This window comes from Pseudomonas siliginis, assembly GCF_024072275.1.
Taxonomy (GTDB): Bacteria; Pseudomonadota; Gammaproteobacteria; order Pseudomonadales; family Pseudomonadaceae; genus Aquipseudomonas; species Aquipseudomonas siliginis.
Window position 1 is genome coordinate 165,628 of the sequence record NZ_CP099598.1, and the last position, 15,438, is coordinate 181,065.

At 61.7% G+C, this 15,438-nt stretch carries 16 protein-coding genes; all 16 read left to right on the top strand.

Translation table 11 applies throughout. The features are described from left to right. Positions 1-39 precede the first annotated feature (39 nt). The 16 genes from NF676_RS01275 (at position 40) to NF676_RS01350 (ending at position 15,283) form a co-directional block, all read left to right on the top strand. On the top strand, positions 40-936 hold the full coding sequence (locus NF676_RS01275) for a TauD/TfdA dioxygenase family protein (RefSeq protein WP_236168266.1): 897 nt from the start codon (positions 40-42) through the stop codon (positions 934-936). 17 nt (positions 937-953) lie between these two features. Then, positions 954-1,814: an ABC transporter ATP-binding protein gene (locus NF676_RS01280; protein WP_252887097.1), complete on the top strand. Its 861-nt coding sequence runs from the start codon at positions 954-956 to the stop codon at positions 1,812-1,814. A gap of 20 nt (positions 1,815-1,834) precedes the next feature. After that, entirely contained in the window at positions 1,835-2,701 is an 867-nt protein-coding gene (locus NF676_RS01285; RefSeq protein WP_041477414.1) for an ABC transporter permease, read from the top strand. Between the two features lie 174 nt (positions 2,702-2,875). Next, positions 2,876-3,793 (top strand): LysR family transcriptional regulator, encoded by a 918-nt coding sequence (locus NF676_RS01290; RefSeq protein ID WP_016772273.1) that lies wholly within the window; start codon positions 2,876-2,878, stop codon positions 3,791-3,793. Between the two features lie 225 nt (positions 3,794-4,018). Further along, positions 4,019-5,557 carry an MFS transporter gene (locus NF676_RS01295; RefSeq protein ID WP_252887098.1) on the top strand — a complete coding sequence of 513 codons (1,539 nt, stop codon included), beginning with the start codon at positions 4,019-4,021 and terminating at the stop codon, positions 5,555-5,557. A gap of 27 nt (positions 5,558-5,584) precedes the next feature. After that, the gene (locus tag NF676_RS01300; RefSeq protein ID WP_252887099.1) at positions 5,585-6,652 is read left to right on the top strand and encodes an HlyD family secretion protein; all 1,068 of its coding nucleotides are present in this window, start codon (positions 5,585-5,587) and stop codon (positions 6,650-6,652) included. Continuing rightward, the gene (locus tag NF676_RS01305; protein ID WP_252887100.1) at positions 6,649-8,244 is read left to right on the top strand and encodes an efflux transporter outer membrane subunit; all 1,596 of its coding nucleotides are present in this window, start codon (positions 6,649-6,651) and stop codon (positions 8,242-8,244) included. The genes NF676_RS01300 and NF676_RS01305 overlap by 4 nt, the downstream gene beginning before the upstream one ends. A 78-nt stretch (positions 8,245-8,322) precedes the next feature. After that, positions 8,323-8,568 (top strand): DUF2789 domain-containing protein, encoded by a 246-nt coding sequence (locus NF676_RS01310; RefSeq protein WP_252887101.1) that lies wholly within the window; start codon positions 8,323-8,325, stop codon positions 8,566-8,568. An 89-nt stretch (positions 8,569-8,657) separates the two neighbouring features. Further along, positions 8,658-8,903, top strand: a complete 246-nt coding sequence (locus tag NF676_RS01315; RefSeq protein ID WP_041477418.1) for a type II toxin-antitoxin system Phd/YefM family antitoxin — start codon at positions 8,658-8,660, stop codon at positions 8,901-8,903. Then, complete coding sequence (locus NF676_RS01320) at positions 8,893-9,174, top strand: type II toxin-antitoxin system RelE family toxin (protein ID WP_071174010.1); 282 nt, start codon at positions 8,893-8,895, stop codon at positions 9,172-9,174. Before NF676_RS01315 ends, NF676_RS01320 begins: the two co-directional genes overlap by 11 nt. Positions 9,175-9,537: 363 nt before the next feature. Further along, positions 9,538-9,966, top strand: coding sequence for a MarR family winged helix-turn-helix transcriptional regulator (locus NF676_RS01325; protein ID WP_016772266.1), 429 nt, complete (start codon positions 9,538-9,540; stop codon positions 9,964-9,966). Then, positions 9,963-12,026 (top strand): FUSC family protein, encoded by a 2,064-nt coding sequence (locus NF676_RS01330; protein ID WP_252887102.1) that lies wholly within the window; start codon positions 9,963-9,965, stop codon positions 12,024-12,026. Before NF676_RS01325 ends, NF676_RS01330 begins: the two co-directional genes overlap by 4 nt. Continuing rightward, a complete protein-coding gene (locus NF676_RS01335; RefSeq protein WP_016772264.1) occupies positions 12,023-12,232 on the top strand; it encodes a DUF1656 domain-containing protein in 210 nt (69 codons plus the stop codon). Before NF676_RS01330 ends, NF676_RS01335 begins: the two co-directional genes overlap by 4 nt. Beyond that, a complete protein-coding gene (locus NF676_RS01340; protein ID WP_056786955.1) occupies positions 12,229-13,116 on the top strand; it encodes an efflux RND transporter periplasmic adaptor subunit in 888 nt (295 codons plus the stop codon). The genes NF676_RS01335 and NF676_RS01340 overlap by 4 nt, the downstream gene beginning before the upstream one ends. Next, positions 13,113-14,555 (top strand): efflux transporter outer membrane subunit, encoded by a 1,443-nt coding sequence (locus tag NF676_RS01345; RefSeq protein ID WP_073471477.1) that lies wholly within the window; start codon positions 13,113-13,115, stop codon positions 14,553-14,555. Before NF676_RS01340 ends, NF676_RS01345 begins: the two co-directional genes overlap by 4 nt. Positions 14,556-14,647: 92 nt before the next feature. Continuing rightward, positions 14,648-15,283: an NADH:ubiquinone oxidoreductase subunit N gene (locus NF676_RS01350; protein ID WP_071174014.1), complete on the top strand. Its 636-nt coding sequence runs from the start codon at positions 14,648-14,650 to the stop codon at positions 15,281-15,283. The last annotated feature ends 155 nt before the right edge of the window (positions 15,284-15,438 follow it).

Consider the following 15,438-nt stretch of genomic DNA (forward strand, 5'->3'; position numbering starts at 1 on the left):
GAGCGCGTCCGTGAGCGCGCCGTGCGTGGGAGATGATTGATGTCCGCCGCTACTGCCACCGAAAGCGCCGCAACTGTCGCGCCGCAAATCTTCGAAATTCGCCCCTTCAGCGGTGCCGTCGGCGCCGAGATCGTTGGCCTCGACCTGCGCCGGCCGGTCAATGATCAGGACTTCGCGCGGATTCACCGCGCGCACCTGGATTTCCACGTCGTGGTCTTCCGCGATCAGCAGATTACCCCGCAACAGCAAATCGATTTCAGCCGCCGTTTCGGCGTGTTGCAGATCCATGTGCTCAAGCAGTTCCTGCTGGCCAATCACCCGGAAATCCTCATCGTTTCCAACATTATCGAGAACGGCCAGAACATCGGTCTCGGTGACGCCGGCAAGTTCTGGCATTCCGATCTCTCCTATAAAGAGCTGCCAAGTCTCGGCTCGATGCTGCACGCCCAAGAGCTGCCCGCCGAGGGCGGCGACACGCTGTTCGCCGACATGCACAAAGCCTGGGACGACTTGCCCGCTGCCTTGCGCACTGCGGTCGAAGGACGTTCCGCTGCGCATTCCTATACCGCGCGCTACAGCGAAACCAAGTTCGAAGGTAACTGGCGCCCGACCCTGACCCCGGAACAACTGGCCCAAGTCGCCGAAGTGGTGCACCCAGTGGTGCGCACCCATCCGGAAAACGGCCGCAAAGCCTTGTTCGTCAGCGAAGGCTTCACCACGCGCATCGTCGGTCTGCCGGAAGACGAAAGTCGTCAGCTGCTCGGCGAACTCTTCGCCCACAGCGTGCTGCCGCAAAACATCTACCGCCATCAGTGGGAGCCGCATGATCTGGTGTTCTGGGACAACCGCTCGCTGATCCATCTCGCCGCCGGCTGTCCTGCGCACCTGCGCCGCAAGCTGTATCGCACGACCATTCAGGGCGATGCGCCTTTCTGATTTGCCGGAGATCGACCATGAACGCCCCTTTGCCAGGCCACGCGGCCAGCAACCCGATCGCCCACAGCGAAGCGTTGCTGGCCGTCGATCACGTCAGCCTCGAATACCGCACGCCGCAGCGAGTGGTGCGCGCTACCCATCAAGTCAGTTTCTCCGTCGACCCGGCTGATCGTTTCGTCCTGCTCGGCCCGTCCGGTTGCGGGAAATCGACCTTGCTCAAGGCGGTCGCCGGGTTCATCCGGCCTTGCGAAGGCGAGATCCGCCTGCAAGGCCAGCGCGTCGATGCGCCGGGGCCGGACCGCATTGTGGTGTTTCAGGAATTCGACCAGTTGCCGCCGTGGAAAACCGTCAAGCAGAACGTGATGTTCCCGCTGCTCGCCTCGCGCACCTTGAACAAGAAAGAAGCCGAAGAGCGTGCGTTGCACTATCTGGAAAAGGTCGGCCTCGCAGCATTCGCCGACGCCTATCCACACACCTTGTCCGGCGGCATGAAAGCGCGGGTAGCGATCGCCCGGGCCTTGGCCATGCAACCGAAAATTCTTTTGATGGACGAACCCTTCGCTGCACTCGATGCGTTGACCCGCCGCAAGATGCAGGAAGAGTTGCTGCTGCTCTGGGAAGAGGTGCGCTTCACCTTGTTGTTCGTCACCCATTCGATTGAAGAAGCATTGGTGGTGGGCAATCGCATCCTCTTGCTGTCACCGCATCCAGGCCGGGTGCGCGCCGAAGTGCACAGCCATCAATACGACCTGCACAGCCTCGGCGGCGTGGCGTTTCAGGAATCGGCGCGGCGCATTCATCGTCTGCTGTTCGATGAGGGCCAGGCGCTGGAGACCGAGCGTGATCACGACTTCAACGACATTCGCATCGCCTATTGAGCGGCCAGGAGGACTACCCGATGAGCCATTCATCATCCGTGCGTGAAGAATTCGAAACCGTGCTCGAGCCGCTGACCGCAGTGCCGGTCGAGCGCGAATTGCCGCTTGGCACGCGCCTGTGGCAACAGGGCTGGTTGCGCAAAAGCCTGATCCTGATCGTATTGGCGATCATCTGGGAAGTGGTCGCGCGGATTCAGAACAACGACCTGATGCTGCCGAGTTTTTTGCAAACCGCGCAGGCGCTGTTCGACGGTCTGCTCAGTGGCGAGTTGCTGGCCAAGGTGTGGATCTCCCTGGTGGTGCTGATCAAGGGCTACCTGATCGGCATCGTCCTCGCGTTCGCTCTGACGACATTGGCGGTCTCGACCCAGTTGGGACGTGATCTGCTCAGCACCATGACCTCGATGTTCAACCCGTTGCCGGCGATTGCCCTGCTGCCGCTGGCGCTGCTCTGGTTCGGCTTGGGGCAGAACAGTCTGATTTTCGTGCTGGTGCATTCAGTGTTGTGGGCGCTGGCGCTGAACACCTATGCCGGATTTCTCGGCGTCTCCGAAACGCTGCGTATGGCCGGGCGCAATTATGGTCTCAAGGGGTTGCGCCTTGTGTTGTTCATTCTGATCCCGGCGGCGCTGCCGTCGATTCTCGCCGGTTTGAAGATTGGCTGGGCGTTCGCCTGGCGCACCTTGATCGCGGCCGAATTGGTGTTTGGCGCGACCAGTGGCAAGGGCGGGCTGGGCTGGTACATCTTCCAGAATCGCAATGAGCTGTACACCGACAAGGTGTTTGCCGGGTTGGCGGTGGTGATCCTGATTGGTTTGCTGGTGGAGAATCTGGTGTTTGCCACCCTTGAGCGGGTGACGGTGAAGCGCTGGGGTATGCAGCGCTGAGATCTTCGTTGGCTGGGCCGGCCTCTTCGCGAGCAGGCTCGCTCCCACATGAGAGCGCATTCCAGGGTGGGAACGAGCCTGCTCGCGAAGAGGCCAGCGCCGGCATCGTCACTCTTGAGGGATGTTTGTTAGCATTGCGCCCGGATCAATCCAGATCAGCCAAGAGTGCTCAGCATGCAACTCCCGGACATGAACCTTCTGGTCGCCCTCGATGCCTTGCTCGACGAGGGCAGTGTGGTCGGTGCGGCGCGGCGGATGAACCTCAGCCCGGCGGCCATGAGCCGCACACTGACGCGGATCCGCGAAGCCATCGGCGATCCGATTCTGGTGCGCGCCGGGCGTGGTCTGGTGCCGACCCCCAAAGCCCTCGAACTGCGCGAACAGGTGCGCGACGTGGTCGAGCAGGCGGCGCTGCTGTTTCGCTCCGCCGACAGCGTCGAGCTAGGCACCTTGCGTCGACGTTTCAGCATTCGCGCCAATGATTTCTTCGTCGGCGTTTACGGCGGCAAGCTGTTCGATACCCTCGACCAACTCGCCCCGCATTGCGAATTGCGCTTCGTCCCGGAAGGCGATGGCGACGATGAAGCGCTGCGCGAAGGACGCATCGATCTGAGCGTCAGCAACACCCGACCGCTCACGCCGGAGGTTAAGGTACAGAACCTGTTCTCCACGCATTTCGTCGGCCTGGTGCGCGAGAACCATCCGCTGCTCGACGGCGAAATCACCGCTGAGCGCTACGCCGGTTTTTCCCATATCAGCATGTCGCGGCGTGGCATCGCTCGCGGCCCGATCGACACGGCGTTGAATGCGTTGGGGCTGGAGCGCCGGGTGGCGGTGATCGCGCCGAGTTTCCATGCGGCGATGTTTGCCCTGCCCGACTCCGACCTGATCCTGCCGGTGCCTAAAGAAGCCCTGCTCAGCGTGCGGCGGCTGGGCCTGAAACTGCGTTCATTCGACCTGCCGATTCCGCTGCCAATGCTGATGCTGACCCAAGCCTGGCACCCGCGCTTCGACAAGGACCCGGCCCACCGCTGGCTGCGCGAAACCCTCAAGACCTGCTGCGATGAAACGTGGCTGGCGGCACAGCCGTAAATCATCAGGCACCATCGAATCCCTGTGGGAGCGAGCCTGCTCGCGAAGGCGTCGAGTCAGTCACCTCAATGGCGGCTGGTCCACCGCTTTCGCGAGCAGGCTCGCTCCCACATAGGCATTCACCGTTGCGTCTGATGCACTTATAACCTGCCAATAAGTCAATTTTCGTCAGCATCAAGCCCCACTAAAATGCTCCGGTATTTTCACCCCCGGAGCTTTTCATTCATGACATCCCTGACGGTCTCGGCGCCTCTCGCCGCGACCAGCCCGGCGACGGCGGCTGCGCCACCGGTGTTCGGGGCGCGGATCATCATTGGTCTGGTCGGCGTGCTGTTGGCCGTGCTGGTCTCGGGCCTCAACGAGATGGTCACCAAAGTCGCACTCGCCGATATTCGCGGTGCGCTGCACATCGGCTACGACGAAGGCACCTGGCTGGTCGCCAGCTACACCGCCACGTCGGTCGCGGCCATGGCCTTTGCGCCGTGGTGCTCGGTGACCTTCTCGCTGCGTCGCTTCACCCTCTGCGCGATCGGCCTGTTTACTCTGCTCGGCGTGCTGTGCCCGTTCGCCCCAAACTACGAAAGTCTGTTGTTGATGCGCATCCTCCAGGGCCTCGCCGGTGGTGCATTGCCGCCGATGCTGATGACCGTCGCGCTGCGCTTTCTCCCGGCGAACATCAAACTTTACGGACTGGCCGGCTACGCACTGACCGCGACTTTCGGCCCGGGACTCGGCACGCCGCTGGCCGGTCTGTGGACCGAATACGTCGGCTGGCAATGGACCTTCTGGCAGATCATCGTGCCGTGCCTGATCGCCATGGCCGCAGTGGCTTACGGATTGCCCCAGGATCCGCTGCGCTTGGAGCGCCTCAAGTCGTTCAACTGGAAAGGCCTGCTGCTGGGCTTTCCAGCGATCTGCATGCTGGTGATCGGTCTGTTGCAGGGCAATCGGCTGGACTGGTTCGAGTCGAATCTGATCTGTGGATTACTCGGTGCCGGTTCGCTGCTGCTGGTGGCTTTTATGATCAATGAATGGTCGCAGCCGATTCCGTTTTTCAAGCTGCAGATGCTCGGCATCCGCAACCTGCTGTTCGCCCTGATCACCCTCGCCGGGGTGTTGATCGTGCTGTTGGCGGTGGTGCTGATTCCGTCGAGTTATCTGGCCCAGGTGCAGGGTTATCGTCCGGCGCAAACCGCGCCGATCATGCTCATTGCCGCGCTGCCGCAGCTGATTGCGCTGCCATTGGTGGCGGCGCTATGCAACTTGCGCTGGGTCGATTGCCGCTGGGTGCTCGGCATTGGTCTGAGCATGCTCGCGCTGTCCTGCCTCGGCGGTTCGCACCTGACTTCGGTATGGATTCGCGATGATTTCTACGTCCTGCAATGGCTGCAGATTTTCGGCCAGCCGATGGCGGTATTGCCGCTGCTGATGTTGTCGACCGGCAGCATCACGCCGATGGAAGGGCCGTTCGCGTCGGCGTGGTTCAACACTGTCAAAGGCCTTGCCGCCGTGGTCGCCACCGGCGTCATCGAAGCGCTGACCACCGCGCGCCTGCATTTTCATTCGACCATGTTGGTCGACAGCCTCGGCAATTCGCCACTGGCCGATCACAGCGATCCGGGCCTCGCTCACCGCGTGCATGAGCAGGCGGTGGTGCTGACTTCGTCCGATTTGTACCTGTGCATGGCCGGCGTTGCCGTGGCGTTGATCCTGCTGATTTTCTGGCTGCCGACGCGGATTTATCCGCCGCGCGCGCCGACCTGATCGCTGTACTGAAACTGAAGGTTTTTTATGACTCAATCCAAGCAAAAACTCGCGGTGGCCGTGGCTGCCGCGCTGGCGGTGGGCGTGCTGGTGTACCTGGCAATGCCCGGGCTGTTCGGCCAACGCACCGAGCAAACCACCAACGACGCCTTCGTCTCCGCCGACTACACCCTGGTTGTGCCGCGCGTGGCCGGGTTCATCAAGCAGGTGCTGGTCGAAGACAACCAGCAGGTCAAGGCCGGGCAGTTGCTGGCGCTGATCGATGACCGTGATTTGCGCGCAGCGGCGGAAGCGGCGGATGCGCAAACCCTGGTCGCGCGGGCGCAGTTGCAGAACGCCAACGCGACCCTGGAGCGGCAGGCGTCGCTGATTGCTCAGGCGCGGGCCACCGTGGTCTCGGCCAAAGCGGAAATGGCTTTTGCGCAGCAGGAACTGAACCGCTACAACCATCTCGCCGGTGTCGGCGCTGGTACCGTGCAGAACGCGCAGCAGGCGCGCACGCGCATCGATCAGGCCTCGGCGCGCCTCGACACTGCGACGGCGAAACTGGCGGCCGAACGCAAGCAGGTCGAGATTCTCACCGCCCAGCGCAACGCCGCCGAAGGCAATCTGAAACACGCGCAGGCGGCGCTGGAGATTGCCAGTTTCAACCTCTCTTACACGCGTATTACTGCGCCGCAGGACGGCATGATCGGCGAGCGGGCGGTGCGTGTCGGCGCCTACGTCACGCCGGGCAGCAAGCTGTTGGCGGTGGTGCCGTTGCAGCAGGCCTATGTGGTGGCCAATTTTCAGGAAACCCAGTTGACCGACATGCAGCCCGGGCAGGATGTGCAAGTGCGGGTCGACAGCTTGGGCGGTGAAGCCCTGACTGGCCGCGTCGAGAGCATTGCGCCGGCAACTGGCGTGACCTTTGCGGCGGTGAAACCGGATAACGCCACCGGTAATTTCACCAAGGTTGTGCAGCGGATTCCGGTGAAGATCTTGCTGGAACCGGGCCAGCCACTGGCCGAGCGGTTGCGGGTGGGGATGTCCGTCGAGGCGAGTATTGATACCGCCAGCTCAAAGGCGTCCGGGCGCGAGGTGACGCAGCGATGATCGGTGTTGAATCGGTTGGCCTCATCGCTGGCAAGCCAGCTCCCACAGGGGTCATTGGCAGGCTGAACCATTTTGCACAACCTGCACAATCCTTGTGGGAGCTGGCTTGCCAGCGATGGGGGCATAGGCAGCAGCTCACCCTGAGTGCCTTGCTTGCAGTCAGCCTCAGCGCTTGTACCGTCGGCCCGGACTTCCAGAAACCCGAAGCCACCCAACCTGCCGACTGGGCCACACAGGCGCGGTCCGCCCCAAGCCAGGCCGTCAGCGAACCCTTGAACGAACGCTGGTGGGAAACCTTCCAGGACCCGCAGCTGTCCGCGCTCACCCAGCGCGCGCTGAACAGCAACCTCGACCTGCAACTGGCCAGCAGCCGCCTGCAACAAAGCCGCGCTGCGCGCCAGGTGATCACCGCCGAGCGTTATCCGAACAGCGCCGCCACCGGCAGCTACGCACGTAAACGCAACAGTGGCAAAGGCTTGAACGATCCATCGGGAAATAACGGCGACGAGGCTTTCAACCTGTGGGATGCCGGTTTCTCGGCCTCATGGGAGCTGGACTTCTGGGGCCGCGTGCGCCGTGAAACCGAAGCCGCAGATGCCAACCTCGAAGTGGCGGAAAACAACCGTCGCGGTGTGCTGCTGACCGTGCTCGCCGACACTGCGCAAAACTACATTCAGCTGCGCGGCGTGCAAAACACACGCGCCGTCACCGAGCAGAACCTCGACGTCGCTCGCCACAGCCTGAAACTCTCGCAGCTGCGGCTGGCCGATGGCGTGGCGACCGACCTGGACGTCGCCGAAGCCGCCGCGCAAGTCGCCGCCATCGAGGCACGGCTGCCGGCGCTCGAGCAGCGTCAGGCGCAACTGATCAACGCGATCAGTCTCTTGATGGGCGAGCCACCGCAAGCTCTCGCTGAAACGTTATCCACAGACGCGGCAGTACCGCAGTCACCACTGCAGGTCGCCATCGGCCTGCCGTCGCAATTGGCCGAACGCCGCCCCGATATCCGCCAGGCCGAAGCGCGTCTGCACGCCGCCACCGCCAACATCGGCGTGGCCAAGGGCGATTTCTATCCGCGCATCACCCTGTCCGGCAACCTCGGTTCACAGGCCATGCAGCTGAGCGATTTCGGTTCATGGGGCTCGCGTGCCTTTGCCATCGGCCCGCAATTCAGCTTGCCGTTGTTCGACGGCGGTCGCCTTCGCGGCATGCTGCAACTGCGCGAAGCCCAGCAACAAGAAGCGGCCATCGCCTACCAGCAAACCGTGCTGCGCGCCTGGCATGAAATCGACGACCAACTGACCGCCTACAACGCCAGCCAGCGCCGGCGCGACAGCCTCGCCGAAGCCGTGCGCCAGAACCAGATCGCCCTGCGCACCGCGCAACAGCAATACGTCGAAGGCGTGGTCGATTTCGTCAACGTCCTCACCGTGCAGAGCGCCTTGCTCGCCACGCAGGAGCAATGGGTGGAAAGCTCGACCGGCGTCTCCCTGGCGATGGTCGGTTTGTACAAGGCGTTGGGCGGCGGGTGGCAATCGGTCTATCCGGCAGCGCAACTGGCCGCAGGCTCACCTGACGTCGCCAGACCCTGAACCCGCAGCGCCAGCTATGATCAACTCCATTGCAGCAAACGGCGCAACGCCGGACCTGAATTGCAGAGGAGTTGCATCATGGAAAATCCGCAGCACAGCCTACCGGCCCTGTTCAAACAGCTCGGCCTCGAAGATGATCCGACCGGCATCGACCAATTCATCGCCAGCCATTCGCCGCTCAAACCGGATTTGCATCTGGCTGACGCGTTTTTCTGGACGGAAAGTCAGGCGCAGTTTCTGCGCGAGGAGATTCTGGATGATGCGGATTGGGCGGAGGTGGTGGATCAGTTGAATGTGATGTTGCGGAAGGGGCGGGTGGGGTGATCATCGCGAAGTTGTATCCTCGTTGAACGCCACAGTTGTCCACATGGCATAAATAGACCAAAATCACGTCCTAATTTGAGGTTCTTATTATGCAAAGCGTTCTCGCCGATATGGCTGTCAGTGTCTCTGAACTGAAGAAAAATCCTACTGCCGTGTTGAACGGTGCACATGGGGGGGCCGTCGCTGTCCTCAACCACAATCGCGTCATGGGCTATATGGTGCCGGCCGAAGTTTATGAAGCAATGATGGAGCGGCTTGATGATCTTGAGCTGGCTGACATTGTTCGTTCCCGCCTCCACGAAACGCCCATTTCGGTAAGCCTGGATGACTTATAAGCTTGAGTTTCTGCCGTCTGCGCACAAAGAGTGGAACAAGCTGGGTCATACGTTGCGGGAGCAGTTCAAAAAGAAGCTGGGTGAGAGGCTGAAGCTTCCCAGAATCCCGGCTGACGCCCTCCACAGCATGCCCGACTGCTACAAAATCAAACTCAAAGCCTCGGGATATCGATTGGTTTACCAAGTCATCGACGAACGAGTCGTGGTTTCCGTGCTAGCGGTTGGCAAGCGCGAACGCAGCAGCGTTTACGATGCTGCCAGGAACCGTTGAACGAGCCCCCGCTTCATTCAAGTGGCCGATGTTTGTCGATGAGATTCTTGAGTGACCGGACTGGGCCACCAAAGTGCGGGATCAGTTGATGTATCGTCTGGCATGAGGCGCAGCATGTAAAAAAAATTGCGCGAAAAGGCTCAGATGTAAAAAAAACCTCCTTACTGTAAAAAAAATTTCGTTTTGTCCGTCGCATTAGATTTTTTCTTCGAAAAATTACAAATCCAACTCGTGGTACGCCTCGGCCAAGCGTAGGGAGATTTGTTTCAAAACTTGACTGAAATTCCCCTCCAATGCGATATTGATAGTTAGCAAACTAACAGTGTCCGTTATCCCGTGTCCGATTCCCTCGACAGTCTCCAGATGAACATCAGCAGCGCCATGGTGGTGGCCGCCCGGCATTGGCGGAAGATCTGCCAGACCACGCTGGTCAACTATGGAATTTCCGAAGCCTGCGCCGTGCCCTTGTTGATGATCGGGCGTTTGGGCGAGGGCGTGCGTCAGGTGCAAGTCGCCCAGGCTGCGGGGATGGAGAGTCCTTCGCTGGTGCGTTTGCTCGATCAGCTGTGCCACGCCGGTTACGTCTGTCGCACCGAAGATGCCCAGGATCGCCGGGCCAAGTGCCTGAGCCTGACCGATACCGGCCGCGAGCTGGTGCAAGCGGTGGAGGCCGAGCTGGTGCGCTTGCGGCATGAGGTGCTGGAAGGCATCGAGCGCAGCGATCTGGAAGCTACGCTTCGGGTACTCAGGGCTTTTGAGGCGGCGAGTTCGCCTGTGGTGGTCAATTCTTGAACGGTTTTTTCACTGGCATGCCGCCGGCCCGTGACTGGTTTTACGGGGTCCGTACTTTTGCCGCGTCGATGATTGCGCTGTACATCGCCTTGCTCATGCAAATGCCGCGTCCGTATTGGGCGATGGCCACGGTGTACATCGTCTCCAGCCCGTTTCTCGGCCCGACCAGCTCCAAAGCGCTGTACCGCGCGGCCGGTACATTTCTCGGCGCAGCGGCGGCGGTGCTGTTCGTGCCGATGTTCGTGCAGAGCCCGTATGTGCTGGTGGTGGTGATTGCCTTGTGGACGGGGATCTTGTTGTTCATGTCCCTGCATCTGCGTACCGCCAACAGTTATGCGCTGATGCTGGCCGGTTACACCTTGCCGCTGATTGCCCTGCCGGTGGTGGATAATCCGCTGGCGGTGTGGGACGTGGCCGAGGCGCGTACCGAAGAGATTTTCCTTGGCATCGCCGTCGCTGCGGTGGTCGGTGCGATGTTCTGGCCGCGACGCCTGGCGCCGGTGTTCAATGATGCCGTGAGCAAATGGTTCGCCGATGCGACGAGCTACAGCCTGAAGTTTCTCAGCCGCGATGTGCAGCCGGAAGAGGTCACCGCGCTGCGCATGGCCATGGTCGCCAATTTCAACAGCCTCGAGTTGATGATCGGCCAGTTGCCCCACGAAGGCGCGCGGCCACAAACCGTGCGTAACACCAAGGAACTGCGCGGCCGGATGATTCACCTGTTGCCAGTGATCGATGCCCTAGAGGATTCGCTGTACGCCCTCGAACGCCGCACCCCGGAACTGGTGGAAAAATTCCAGCCGTTGCTGACCGCGACCCGGGAATGGCTGGGCCACGCGGACGCCAATCTCGAGCGCTGGCAAGCACTGAGAGATCAACTCGACGCGTTGCAACCGAGCGCCGAAGCGCTGGAGGAGCGCAAACAGTTGCTGTTCTCCAATGCGATTTACCGCCTCGGTGAATTCATCGATCTGTGGCAGGACTGCCGCAGCCTGCAGGATGCGATTCTTTGCGAGCGCCAGGACAGCTGGCGCGCGGTGTACCGGCACTGGCGCCTGGGCCGGTTGACGCCGTTCATCGATCGCGGGCTGATGCTCTACTCGGTGACCTCGACCATTCTGGCGATCATCGTTGCTTCGGTGCTGTGGATCCTGCTCGGCTGGCCTGACGGCGGCAGCGCGGTGATCCTGGCAGCGGTGGCGTGCAGCTTCTTTGCCTCGATGGACGACCCGGCGCCGCAGATTTACCGGTTCTTTTTCTGGACCGGGATGTCGGTGCTGTTCGCCAGTCTTTATCTGTTTCTGATTCTGCCCAACCTGCACGATTTCCCGATGCTGGTGCTGGCGTTTGCCGTGCCGTTCATTTGCATCGGTACGCTGACCGTGCAGCCGCGTTTCTACCTCGGCATGCTGCTGACGCTGGTCAATACCTCGTCGTTCATCAGTATTCAGGGTGCCTACGACGCGGACTTTTTCGCCTTCGCCAACTCCAATCTGGCTGGACCGCTGGGGCTGTTGTTCGCCTTCATCTGGACGCTGGTGGCGCGGCCATTCGGTGCCGAACTGGCGGCCAAGCGTCTGACCCGATTCAGCTGGAAAGACATCGTCAGCATGACCGAGCCGGCCAGCCTCGCCGAGCATCGGCAGTTGGGCGTGCAGCTGCTCGATCGGCTGATGCAGCACCTGCCGCGTCTGGCCCTGACAGGTCAGGACACCGGCATCGCCATGCGCGAAGTGCGTGTCGGTCTGAATATGCTCGATCTGCTTGCCTACACCCCGCGCGTCACCGGCGTGCCAAATGCCCTGCTGCGACAAGTGGTGGGCGAGGTTGGCGAATATTTCCGTGCCTGCCTCAAAGCCGACGAACGCCTGCCGGCGCCAAGCGGTCTGCTGATGACCCTCGATCGCACGCGCCGTGCGCTCAACGGCCAGGGTGACGATGAAACCCGTCTGCACCTGTTGCACGCCTTGAGCGGTCTGCGTCTGGCCTTGCTGCCCGGCGTCGAGTTCGTCTCCAGCGCCGAGCCCGAAGAACCGCTGCCCGATGGAGCGCCCCTATGATCGGTGATCTGGATATCAGCGGCATCTTCCTGCCGACCCTGCTGGTGCTGATGGGCATCACTTACGTGCTGTTTTTGTTGGTGCATGGCGTGCTGCAACGCCTGCACTTTTACCGTCTGGTCTGGCACCGGGCATTGTTCAACGTGGCGCTCTATGCCGTGCTGCTGTACGGCGTGGACTCACTCAGTCGATACCTGATGACATGAAAAAACCGTTTCTGACCATCGGTCGCGTGGTTCTGACCCTGCTGATCGTGACTTTTGCCGTTGTCCTCGTCTGGCGCATGGTGATGTATTACATGTTCGCGCCGTGGACCCGCGACGGCCACATTCGTGCCGACATCATCCAGATCGCTCCGGACGTGTCCGGGCTGATCCAGCAGGTCGAGGTAAAGGACAACCAGTTGATCAAGCGCGGTCAGGTGCTGTTCAGCATCGACCAGGATCGCTTCAAACTGGCTCTGCGCCAGGCCAAGGCCGCCGTTGCCGATCGCGAAGAAACCCTCGCCCAGGCGCAGCGTGAAGCCAAGCGTAACCGTGGCCTCGGTAACCTGGTGCCGGCCGAACAACTGGAAGAAAGCCAGTCGCGCGTCGCCCGTGCGCAGTCGGCATTGGCCGAAGCCTTGGTGGCGGTCGACAGTGCACAGCTCAACCTCGATCGCTCGGTGATCCGCAGCCCGGTCGACGGTTACGTCAACGACCGCGCGCCGCGTCCGCAGGAGTTCGTCACCGCCGGGCGCCCGGTGTTATCGGTGGTCGACAGCAATTCATTCCACATCGACGGCTATTTTGAAGAAACCAAACTCGACGGCATTCACGTCGGGCAATCGGTGGATATTCGCGTGATCGGCGACCGCGCGCGGTTGCGCGGGCATGTCGAAAGTATCGTCGCCGGCATCGAAGACCGCGACCGCACCAGCGGCAGCAACCTGCTGCCCAACGTCAACCCGGCGTTCAGTTGGGTGCGCCTGGCGCAGCGGATTCCGGTGCGCATCGCATTCGATGATGTACCGGCCGACTTCCGCATGATTGCCGGGCGTACCGCCACCGTGTCGATCATCGACGACCAGCATGAGGAGCCGCAGCCATGAGCAGGGCCTGGTTGATCGCCGGGTTGGGCGTGATGCTCTCGGCCTGTCAGATGGTCGGCCCGGATTATCAGGTGCCCGCCGACGCGGCGGTGCAGCGCAAGGATATTCAGGGTGAGCTGGCAGTCGCCGGCAAGCCGGTGGTCTCGGCGCCGGTGCCAGCGGACTGGTGGCGGCTGTATAAAGACCCGCGCCTCGATCAACTGGTACAGCAGGCCATGGCTTCCAACACCGACTTGCGCGTGGCGGCGGCGAACCTGTCGCGGGCACGTGCTCAGGTGGATGAAGCCGAGGCCGCTGGCGGCTGGAGCGGCGGGGTGAAAATGGGTGCGCAACGTTTGCAGGAATCCGGTCAGGCGTTCCTGCTGCCGGAAAAAGTCCCGGTGGCCAACATCGCCGATATCGGTATCAGCGCTTCGTACCAGTTCGACCTGTGGGGCACCTTGCAGCGCGGCATCGAAGCGGCCAAAGCCAATGCCGATGCGACTCAGGCCGCAGCCGACACTGCGCGTATCACCTTGGTGGCAGACGTGGTTCGTGCTTACACCCAGGTCTGCGCAGCCAACGAAGAGCGGGAAATCGCCGAGCACTCTCTCGATCTGCAATCGCAGAGCACCACGCTGATCCAGCGTCTGCGTGACGCCGGGCGTGGTGACGAGACTCAGGTCACCCGTTCGCAGACCCAATTCAAATCCCTGCGCGCCGACTTGCCGCGCTATGAAGCAGCGCGTCAGGCCGGGCTGTTCCGTCTGTCGATGCTGCTGGCCAAACCGGTCGAACAGTTGCCGGCAGGTACCGCCAGTTGCGCCGAGTTGCCGAAGATCGCGCAACTGGTGCCGGTCGGTGACGGCGCTGCGCTGCTCAAGCGCCGCCCGGATATTCGTCAGGCCGAGCGGCGTCTTGCAGCGGCAACCGCCGGCATCGGCATCGCCACCGGCGAGCTGTACCCGGACATCAGCATCGGCGCGACCATCGGCACCGTCGGCATCATTGATGACCTTGGCGACCCGTCGACCAACCGCTGGGGCTTTGGCCCGTCGCTGAGCTGGAAAGTACCGACCAACGGCGCCCGTGCGCGCATTCGTGAAGCCGAGGCCAACACTCAAGGCGCGCTGGCGCATTTCGACGGCGTGGTGCTCAACGCCATCCGCGAAACGCAGACCGGTCTGGCCCAGTACAGCGCGCTGCTGCAACGCCGCGATGCGCTGGCCGAAGCCGAGCAGTCGGCCAAGCTCGCCGCCGAGCAGACGCACCGCTTCTTCCAGGCCGGCCGCGAGTCGTTCCTTGCCGACCTGCAAGCGACCCGCACCTATACCGATGTCACCGCGCAACTGGCCGCCGCCAACACCCAGGTCGCGATGAGCCAGATCGATTTGTTCCTCGCCCTGGGCGGTGGCTGGGAAAGCGGACGAACGAACACCTCGAGCGCCAGCAAACCCTGAGGCCGTTGCTATGCTTTGAAGTGTTGCAGGGGCGCCCCATGCCAAGCGCTCCTGCAATGCACATTGCTCGTGCTGGCCCAGGGGAAACAATAATGAAAAACCCTTACGCTCTCGGCTTCTGGTGCGCTCTGGTCGCACTGGTGCTGCTCTCGGCCACGTATTTCTACGGGATCATGCTGGCCCACCAGATCGATACGGCGATGATCTTCCTCGACAGCGCCGTTGCGCTGATCGCGGTGATGGCGATCGTCGTCGTCGCGTGGACCTCGATTCAGCTGCAACGGGTCAAGAAGCGCCAGCTCGAACGGGGCAGGATGCTCGTGCTGATCTGGGACACCAAAGTCGCCCTGCGCCGGGTCGAAACCGTGTTCGACCGCTACTTCTGGGGCAGTTACTGGCAGCCCGGGCGAACCTTCGCCGAAGTCATGGGCGAGCTCACCGGCACGCCTCTGGAAAAAAGCCTCGAAGCGCTGAAGAAGCAATGCCTGGAACTCGACAAGCAGATCGCCGATGACGGCTGGCACTGGCTGAACAACGCGCGCGAGCTGTCCGACGTCGCCACGGCCATGGCTCGTGAACGCTATCAGCTGGATTTCTGCGATGTGCGGGCGGATACCACCGGCGGAGCGGTGATCGATCGTGACTTTGAAGTGCTGGTGTATACCTGGACCGCGCGGCTGAAGAGCTTTGATCATCAGCTGGATGAAATCGAGGTTCAGTATTCCTGAAATCAAAAGATTGCAGCCTTCGGCAGCTCCTACAGGACAATCGGATTGCAAATGTAGGAGCTGCCGAAGGCTGCGATCTTTTTGCTCTCCCAAGTGTCCATAGACACTCTTTAACCTTTAAACATTGGGCCGTCGCCCGCGCCCGGTGCTAATCT